The organism is Pseudoalteromonas sp. HF66, assembly GCF_011806445.1.
GTDB lineage: Bacteria > Pseudomonadota > Gammaproteobacteria > Enterobacterales > Alteromonadaceae > Pseudoalteromonas > Pseudoalteromonas apostichopi.
Genome location: NZ_JAATOU010000022.1, coordinates 55,309 through 62,135, shown reverse-complemented (window position 1 = coordinate 62,135; position 6,827 = coordinate 55,309). Strand labels below are relative to the sequence as shown.

At 41.4% G+C, this 6,827-nt stretch carries 9 protein-coding genes; 4 read left to right on the top strand and 5 right to left on the bottom strand.

The genetic code is table 11. The features are described from left to right. Nucleotides 1-367 precede the first annotated feature (367 nt). On the top strand, nucleotides 368-901 hold the full coding sequence (locus HCZ11_RS17135) for a gamma carbonic anhydrase family protein (RefSeq protein WP_130050099.1): 534 nt from the start codon (nucleotides 368-370) through the stop codon (nucleotides 899-901). Here HCZ11_RS17135 and HCZ11_RS17130 read toward each other — a convergent pair. Further along, nucleotides 898-1,152 (bottom strand): DUF1488 domain-containing protein, encoded by a 255-nt coding sequence (locus HCZ11_RS17130; RefSeq protein WP_167659046.1) that lies wholly within the window; start codon nucleotides 1,150-1,152, stop codon nucleotides 898-900. The genes HCZ11_RS17135 and HCZ11_RS17130 overlap by 4 nt on opposite strands. Then, nucleotides 1,149-1,973 (bottom strand): shikimate dehydrogenase, encoded by an 825-nt coding sequence (gene aroE / locus HCZ11_RS17125; RefSeq protein WP_167659045.1) that lies wholly within the window; start codon nucleotides 1,971-1,973, stop codon nucleotides 1,149-1,151. Before aroE ends, HCZ11_RS17130 begins: the two co-directional genes overlap by 4 nt. 41 nt (nucleotides 1,974-2,014) lie before the next feature. On the opposite strand from aroE, the gene HCZ11_RS17120 reads away from it, so the two are divergent. The 3 genes from HCZ11_RS17120 (at nucleotide 2,015) to HCZ11_RS17110 (ending at nucleotide 4,642) form a co-directional block, all read left to right on the top strand. Continuing rightward, nucleotides 2,015-2,446, top strand: coding sequence for a group II truncated hemoglobin (locus HCZ11_RS17120; protein WP_130050102.1), 432 nt, complete (start codon nucleotides 2,015-2,017; stop codon nucleotides 2,444-2,446). Nucleotides 2,447-2,527: 81 nt separating this feature from the next. Continuing rightward, a complete protein-coding gene (locus tag HCZ11_RS17115) occupies nucleotides 2,528-4,123 on the top strand; it encodes a methyl-accepting chemotaxis protein (protein ID WP_167659044.1) in 1,596 nt (531 codons plus the stop codon). A gap of 66 nt (nucleotides 4,124-4,189) precedes the next feature. Next, nucleotides 4,190-4,642 carry a hypothetical protein gene (locus HCZ11_RS17110; RefSeq protein ID WP_167659043.1) on the top strand — a complete coding sequence of 151 codons (453 nt, stop codon included), beginning with the start codon at nucleotides 4,190-4,192 and terminating at the stop codon, nucleotides 4,640-4,642. Here HCZ11_RS17110 and hemF read toward each other — a convergent pair. The 3 genes from hemF to HCZ11_RS17095 are packed head-to-tail and all read right to left on the bottom strand — an operon-like array spanning nucleotide 4,639 to nucleotide 6,761. Further along, nucleotides 4,639-5,589: an oxygen-dependent coproporphyrinogen oxidase gene (gene hemF / locus HCZ11_RS17105; protein ID WP_167659042.1), complete on the bottom strand. Its 951-nt coding sequence runs from the start codon at nucleotides 5,587-5,589 to the stop codon at nucleotides 4,639-4,641. The two genes, HCZ11_RS17110 and hemF, sit on opposite strands and share 4 nt — an antisense overlap. A 2-nt stretch (nucleotides 5,590-5,591) precedes the next feature. Then, nucleotides 5,592-6,158 carry an L-threonylcarbamoyladenylate synthase gene (locus tag HCZ11_RS17100; RefSeq protein ID WP_167659041.1) on the bottom strand — a complete coding sequence of 189 codons (567 nt, stop codon included), beginning with the start codon at nucleotides 6,156-6,158 and terminating at the stop codon, nucleotides 5,592-5,594. A gap of 33 nt (nucleotides 6,159-6,191) precedes the next feature. Next, the gene (locus HCZ11_RS17095) at nucleotides 6,192-6,761 is read right to left on the bottom strand and encodes a type I DNA topoisomerase (RefSeq protein ID WP_130050107.1); all 570 of its coding nucleotides are present in this window, start codon (nucleotides 6,759-6,761) and stop codon (nucleotides 6,192-6,194) included. Nucleotides 6,762-6,827 lie beyond the last annotated feature (66 nt).

Genomic DNA, 6,827 nt, shown 5'->3' with positions numbered 1-6,827 from the left:
TTGTTAAAGAACGTTGCGACGTTGTCGCTAGGGATGCGTATAATACATCCTTAATTTTTCGAGTCAACACTTAATTTCAAACTTTCTTTCGATAATTTGAAACCGAAGTTTCACTTAACTCTCTGCTACGTTGTTCAGCGTCTTTCGTTGCTGCCCGCCGTGTCAGTGGGGTCGCATTATAGGGAGATGGATTTTTTACGCAAGCACTTTTTTCAATAAAATTTAAAAAAATGTACTGTTCGCTCAGCTTTTGAACTAAACACCCTGAAACTGGGTGTTTTACAATCAAATTAGGGGCCTTTTGATGTATTTCTTTGCTTCGCTGTTACACTAGACTGAGCGCATTTTTAAAATTTAAGGTGAATTTATGACTATCCGTTCTTATAAAGGGATCACTCCGACATTCGATAATAGTGTTTATATTGATGAGTCATCAGTTTTAGTAGGTGATATTTCGCTTGGCAAGGATTCAAGTGTTTGGCCTCTTGTTGCTGCGCGTGGTGATGTTAACTATATCCGTATTGGTGAGCGTACGAACATTCAAGACGGCAGTGTTTTACATTTAACTCGTGCCTCTAAGTCAAATCCAGATGGTTACCCTCTTATAATTGGAGATGATGTCACTGTTGGCCATAAAGTCATGCTACACGGCTGCCAACTTGGTAATCGTATTCTTGTGGGGATGGGTGCAATAGTGATGGACAATGCAATTGTTGAAGATGATGTGATCATTGGTGGTGGTTCATTGGTCCCACCTAATAAGCGTTTAGAGTCAGGTTACTTATATGTAGGTAGTCCGGTTAAACAGGCCCGCCCTTTAACAGAACAAGAGCGCGCCTTTTTAAAAATTTCTGCTGACAATTATGTTCAGCTTAAAGATGAATACTTAGCTGAGGGCTAAAACACCTCGGTTAATTCAATTTGTCCTGCCGAGTTATACTGTTCATCTTCGATCAGTTTCTCGGCGAGCTCTTCGTAATCGAAACGATAAGATTCAAAGTAATTAACTGCGCTGCTTTGGGCGGCAAAATCATACTTGCTGGTATCAATAATACACTCCACCATCAAGCCACTTACTTGAGCAAAGAACACCAACTGCTTTTCATCGGGCTTAAATTCAAGTCGGTCGATAAATTGGATAGCTTGATTCACGCAATTTCTCCTGCTTTAAGCGCGTTCACAATGGGAAGAATTTCTGGCATTTTATTGCGCCATACAAAATAAGCTTGTGCAGCTTGGCCAACCAGCATGCCACAACCATCGAGTGTTAAACATGTTGGGTTAATCGACTTAACCCAACTAATGAATGCCGTATCATCATTCGCGTAAAACATATCGTATGCGCACTGACACTTTGCAACGTGCTGCTGTGCTATACCTGGCAAGTCTCCAGTTACACTACTTGATGTAGAATTGATAACCACATTATAGTTACTTGCTGGGATATCATTTAAACCACAACCTTGCACATCTATCTCCCCCTTAAAATGACTTGCAAGTGCTTGCGCTTTCTCAACGGTACGGTTGGCTATTGTTAAGCTTTCGATTTGTTCATTCAATAATGGTTGAATGACACCTCTCGCCGCACCACCCGCTCCAATAAGAAGTACTCGCTGACCTTTTAAAGTGACATTATTGGCTAAAAGGTCTTTAACCAGCCCTACACCATCGGTGTTATCACCGAGTAAGCGGCCATCTTCGAGTTGTTTAATGGTATTAACGGCCTCGGCTATTTTTGCTTGTTCTGTTAGTTCATCTACCATGGCAAAAGCCTGCTCTTTAAATGGCAAAGTGACATTAGCCCCTTTACCACCAGCAGCGAAAAACCCAGTGACAGTTTTTTCAAATGCATCTGTTGGTGCTAAAATGGCGCTGTATTCGATTTGCTCGTTTAATGATGCAGCAAATTGTGCGTGTATTGCGGGTGATTTCGAATGTTTGATTGGATTTCCAAAAACCGCGTATTTGTCCATAGTGAAGCAACCTCTTCGCCCTGTAGAGCTTTATTAATATTATGATTAAACGACTTTTTTCTAAATCGAAACCAATGCCTGAAACGCCTACCCCAGAAAAAACACCTTATGAAATTATTGGTGGTGAAGCAGGAGCTCGAGCAATTGCAAATCGATTTTACGACATAATGGCCACTGATGAATACGCCAAACCATTATATGATATGCATCCTCAGCCTTTAGATAGAATTCGCCAAGTATTCTTTGAGTTTTTATCTGGCTGGCTGGGCGGCCCCGACCTATTTGTTGAAAAATATGGTCACCCGATGCTAAGAAAGCGTCACATGCCTTTCCCTATTGATCAAGACTTACGTGACCAATGGATGCATTGTATGAATAAAACGCTCGATATCGAAATTGATAACCCACTACTTCGCGAAGGGTTAAGACAATCTTTATCGCAACTCGCCAGCCATATGATCAATCAAAACTAACTAAGCTTTGCGCTATATCAATGTACGCTTTTTTTAAATAAAGATAATAAATTTTCCTTAATTTAGAAAAAGCGTCGTCGCATGAAATCAATCCAATTTAAAATTTATGCCCTGTTGGCACTGACAGGCGTATTGGTATTATTTGCCAGTATATTCAGCAGCGCCCAGCAACAACATGAATTAGCGCAAGATACCGTTGAAAGTAACATAAAACTGCTTGCCGATAATTACTTTGATTCTATTAACACCATGATGCTAACTGGCACTATGGCTAATCGTGAAATTCTGAGTACTAAATTAAGAAGCCACCCTAATATTGAAGATGCCCATATCATACGTAGTCCAATCGTTAATAAAATTTATGGGTCAGGAAATGCCAACCAGGTTGCGACTAACGATACTGAGCGAAAAGCACTGACAGGTACTGAAGCATTATTTATTGATAATCAAAATAGCACGATGACCTATCTGAAGCCTATGTTTGCTCGCAGTGATTATAAAGGCACTAATTGCTTAGGCTGCCATCAAGCGCAGGAAGGTGATGTATTAGGAGTAGTAAAAATTAGTTATTCGTTGGCTGATATTGAGCAAGAAGTATCACAAAACACCTTAATGAATACACTGCTATTAACTGCTATTTTCATTTCTGCATTTTCACTGCTGGCAGTGATGTTTAGAAAAGTATTTATTAAACGCTTGAAAGTCATTAGTCATACTATGCACTTAGCAACCACCAATAAAGATTTAAGCCTCACTGTAGACGACTGCAATAATGACGAACTGAGCTCACTTGCCACCAGCTTTAATCACATGATTGGCGCCTTTAAGGATAATATTGCGCAGGTTTCCCACTCTTCTAAGGTATTGATCCATTCAGCCGAAAGCATTTATGCCTCAGCAGATGCCACGGAACAGGCTATCTTAAAGCAAAAGCAAGGAACAGACTCTGTCGCTGCCGCCATCAATGAACTCGAAAGTTCATCAAGCGAAGTTAAAAACACCACGCATTTTGCTTCTGAGAAATCAGAACACAGTAACCAACTTGCACAGCAAAGCTTGCATGTTGCAGAGCACACTGAGCAAAGTATCAATCAACTTGCGGCTGATGTTAGAGCGGCCGCCGAGCAAGTAACTCAATTACAAACCCAAACGTTAGACGTTGGTAAAGTACTTGAGGTGATCAGTAGTATTGCTGAACAAACTAACTTACTTGCGCTCAATGCGGCTATTGAAGCCGCCCGTGCAGGAGAAGCTGGTCGAGGATTTGCCGTTGTAGCCGATGAAGTGCGCACTTTGGCAACCCGCACCCATGACTCAACCGACGAAATTCGCCGCACTATAGACAAATTACAAAGTGAAGCGGCACACACCGTTAATACTATGAATAACTCTTGTGAAGAAGCAGACGAGCGTGCAGTCCAAGTTAAGCAAGTAGCTAAAGCATTACGTGATATTTCTTCACAAATGAGTGAGATAAATCAGCTTAACGTGCAAATTGCTGATGCCACTGAACAGCAAAATTTGGCGGCTGAAGAAATTAACCAAAGCGTTATAGCAATTAGTGATAATGCCGAGCACTCATTAGTCGATGCGCATGAAAACCAAAAAGTCAGTGAAGAGCTGTTGTCGTTAGCACGTTCACTGGATGAGCAAGTAAGGCGCTTTAAATTAAGCTAAATTGCACGTTTTTTATGCAACTGCTAGAGTTGTTATGAGTATTTCATAGTAAATAAGGATGTTTAAATGAAATTTATAACAACTCTTTTAGTCTGCATTGGTATTAGTGCGGCGCTACTATTGACCTATCAGTACAGCGTGAATGATTCCGCTAATCAAATAAGCACTATTAATGAATACATTTATCATGACGATATTCAGGAAATTGCTCAATCACTTCTCAGCCAAGGTAAAACGTCACAAAGCGATAAGCTTGAACAAAGTATTGTTGATGGTTTTGATAAGCTTATTCAGCACCCTGAATATTTTGAAGTGAAACTTGATTTCTATGCCTGTGATATCAGTCAGTGCTTAACACAGGTTAGCGCACCTATTGATACAACATCTGATCAGCTAGAGATATTAAAAGCAGAAGTGCTATTTAGTGTATTGGCAGGGCTGCCTAACAGTGACAGTGTTGCCACCCTAGTTGAGGGTGACAACATAATGTTGATTAGAGTGGTTTCAATACTTGATTAAAGCTGCCACTGGCGTGCAACTAGATCAGATTCTTTGCTATTTAACCAGTCTTGAGGGCGTAAATAGTACTGATACAGCTTAGCCTCTGGGCTGTCTGCAGCTGGTACATAGTTATATTCCCAACGTGCTAGTGGTGGCATCGACATTAAGATAGACTCAGTGCGTCCACCTGTTTGTAAGCCAAATAATGTTCCGCGGTCCCAAACAAGATTAAACTCAACATAACGACCACGACGATACAATTGGAAGTCGCGTTGTTGCTCAGTTATTGGCGTGTCTTTACGGCGCTCAATAATAGGTAGGTAAGCATCTAAATAACCATTTCCTACCGCCTGCATGAAAGCAAAGCTTTGTTCAAAGCCAAGCTCATTTAAATCATCAAAAAATAAGCCACCAACACCACGTGTTTCGTCGCGGTGTTTTAAATAAAAGTAATCATCACACCAGTTTTTATATTTGTCGTAAACCTCTGCACAAAATGGCTGGCATAAATCGCTTGCCACCTGATGCCAATGTTGTACATCTTCAAATACAGGGTAAAAAGGCGTTAAATCAAAACCGCCACCAAACCACCAAATTGGCTCTTCGCCTTCTTTTTCGGCAATAAAGAAACGCACGTTGGCATGGCTAGTTGGAATATGTGGGTTATTAGGATGGATCACTAATGACACACCGCATGCATGAAAGCTACGACCAGCGAGCTCTGGACGATGCGCTGTTGCTGATGCTGGCATTGAAGCACCAAACACATGCGAGTAATTCACCCCACCCTGTTCAATGACATTGCCACCTTGGATAACACGAGTACGGCCACCGCCGCCTTCTGCACGTTGCCAATTATCTTCAACAAACTTTGCTTTGCCGTCGGCACTTTCAAGGCCCTGACAAATTGTATCTTGCAAGGCCATTAAATAGGTTTTAACTTGTTCGAGTAGCTCGCTTTGCATGTTTATCCTCTAAATACTTTTCCGGTCGCTGCGTCTTTGATCACACTTGGTTGGCTGTTGCCACCTAACGGCTCATCAACATAAAAATCTACCGTATCAGCAAATTCGCTTTTCGCTTGTGCGATAGTCATTACCGTTTCTTGACCAGTTAAGTTTGCACTTGTTGAAACCAAAGGCTTACCAAATTGCTGACACAAAGCTTTTACCGTCGGATGATCAGTAACACGCACAGCAATAGTATCAAACTGACCTGTTAACCACTTTGGCGTTTCTTTTGCAGCCGGCATCACCCATGTGATAGCTCCAGGCCATTGTGAAAAGATATCAGCACGTTTATCCATTGGGATTTTGGCATCATCTACATACTTTAATAACTGGCCATAATTGTCAGCAATTAAAATTAAGCCTTTTTTTACAGGGCGTTGTTTGATGGCTAAAAGCTTTTCAACCGCGGCTTGGTTATCAGGATCGCAACCAAGACCAAAAACAGCTTCGGTTGGATAAACAATCACGCCACCTTGCTGCAAAGCATCAATTGCATTGGTTGGTTGTGCAACAGGATCAGACAAAGAAACTCTCCTAAAAAACGAATTACAAGTACATTAAGACTCGACTAACTTATGCATACACGACTTCTGAGGGCATTGTAACACAACACCTGAAGCTGTTTTCTTTTCGGTCATAATTGGCCAATGACAGGCCGGACACTCGGTCGCCACGGGTTTATGATTAAGTGTATATTTACAACGCGGATAGCTATCACAAGAATAAAAGGTTTTGCCAAACTTATTACTACGCGCAACCAGCTGACCTTTTTTGCATTTAGGGCAAGTAGGTAATTTAGGGGCATCGTCAGGCTCTTCATCATGAGCAATATAATGGCATTCTGGGTAACCAGTACAACCGATAAACATGCCATAACGGCCATTTTTAATTACCAATGGTTTGCCACACTCAGGACAGGCACTGTCTTCGAGAACTTTTATTTGTTGGCTATCATGATGTGCTAAAGGACGGATGTAGTCACACTTGGGGTAACTGGCACAGCCTAAAAAAGGGCCTGACTTTGAGTTGCGCATAACCAATTCAGAACCGCATTTAGGGCAAACCTCATACTCTTTTTCGAGTGCATGTTTATCTGCAGAAAAAAGAGAATGGTCGATTTTACTCATAAGATTCCTGTGGGGTTGGCTAATTTTCGCCTAATATACCCAAACTCAACAAAGATACAAGCAAAG